Origin of the sequence: Irregularibacter muris, assembly GCF_024622505.1 — a bacterium.
Lineage (GTDB): Bacteria > Bacillota > Clostridia > Eubacteriales > Garciellaceae > Irregularibacter > Irregularibacter muris.
The window spans coordinates 1-1,540 of sequence record NZ_JANKAS010000033.1 but is presented as its reverse complement, the minus strand read 5'-3'; the positions used below and the strand labels follow the sequence as shown (position 1 = coordinate 1,540).

General features: G+C 37.1%; 1 protein-coding gene. It reads left to right on the top strand.

The features are described from left to right. The first annotated feature begins 56 nt into the window (after positions 1-56). A protein-coding gene (locus tag NSA47_RS15275; RefSeq protein ID WP_257533559.1) for an IS3 family transposase occupies positions 57-1,480 on the top strand; the annotation gives its coding sequence in 2 pieces (ribosomal slippage) (positions 57-546 and positions 546-1,480; 1,425 coding nt in all). Positions 1,481-1,540 lie beyond the last annotated feature (60 nt).

The window sequence follows — 1,540 nt, the reverse complement described above, 5'->3', positions numbered from 1 at the left end:
TGTACCGACCCCCAAAAGTTAGACCAAAAATCTAACGATTGGAGGTCGGTATTTTTATGGCTGTATACAGTTATGAGTTTAAAAAGAAAGTTGTAGATGCATATTTACGTGGCGAAGGAGGTTATACTTTTTTAGCAGAAAAATATGGAGTAAAAAACAGAAGACAAGTTCTCAATTGGGTACATTACTACGAAGAACTAGGTGATGATGGATTAAAACGTTCAAGAAAGAACGAAAATTATTCTTTTGAATTTAAGCTTGGTGTGGTAGAGTCTTATTTAACAAGTGAGGTATCTTATCAGGAACTGGCTCTTTCACTAGGGATTAATAATAATGCTCTTATCGCCAGGTGGGTAAATGATTATAGAGCGGCTGGTCCTGATGCCTTAAGAGATAAGAAACGTGGAAGAAGGGCTAAAATGAATTCATCAGGTAAGGCTGTAAATATACAACACCAAGATGATTCAGCTCCTGTTGATACAAGCACTGAGCATGTTAAACAGCTTGAAGCTGAACTCTTAAAACTAAAAATCGAGAATGCTTATTTAAAAGAACTGAGGAGGCTGCGTTTAGAGGAGGAAGCTCTTCTGAAAAAAAAGCGAGAATCGTCCACAGCCTCCGAGGAGAATTCAAATTAAAAGACATTCTCGCTGTAGTTGGCTTCCCTAAAGCTACCTACATGTATTGGCAAAAAAGATTTGATAGAGATAATCCTGACAAAGAACTCGAAGAAAAAATCCTAAAAATACATGAAGATAATAAAGATTATGGATATCGACGCATGCGAGCCGAATTAAATAATCAGGGAATTCATGTTAACAAGAAAAAAGTCCAGCGAATAATGCAAAAACTCAATCTTCAGGTGACCTCATTTACACGTAAAAGTCGTAAATACAGCTCGTACAAAGGCAAGGTTGGTATTGTGGCACCTAATAGAATCCGTAGGCGATTCAATACACATATACCGCATCAAAAGGTTACAACTGATACAACCGAATTTAAATACTATGAAGTAGATTCAAAAGGCCATATGACAATGCACAAGCTTTATTTGGATCCTTTTATGGATATGTGTAATGGTGAAATTCTTAGTTATGGTATTGCTAAGCATCCTACGGCCAAGAATGTAATGGATGCACTAGATAAAGCAATTGAAATAACCTCAGATTGTTCTTATCGCCGAACATTCCATTCAGATCAAGGATGGGCTTACCAGATGAGAGCATACTCTAACCGGCTTAAGGAAGAACGTATTTTTCAAAGTATGTCTAGAAAAGGTAACTGCCATGATAATTCCGTTATGGAAAACTTCTTTGGACTGCTTAAACAAGAGATTTACTATGGTGTCGTGTATTACAGCTATGAGGAATTGAAGTCGGAAATTGAACGATACATAAATTACTATAACGAAAAGAGAATTAAAGAGAAACTTGGATGGCTAAGTCCAGTGCAATACAGACTTAGTCTTCAGGCTGCATAAAAATAGCGAGGCAGCCGAAACTGTCTCGCTAATAAAGTCTAACTTTAAGGGGTCACCTCA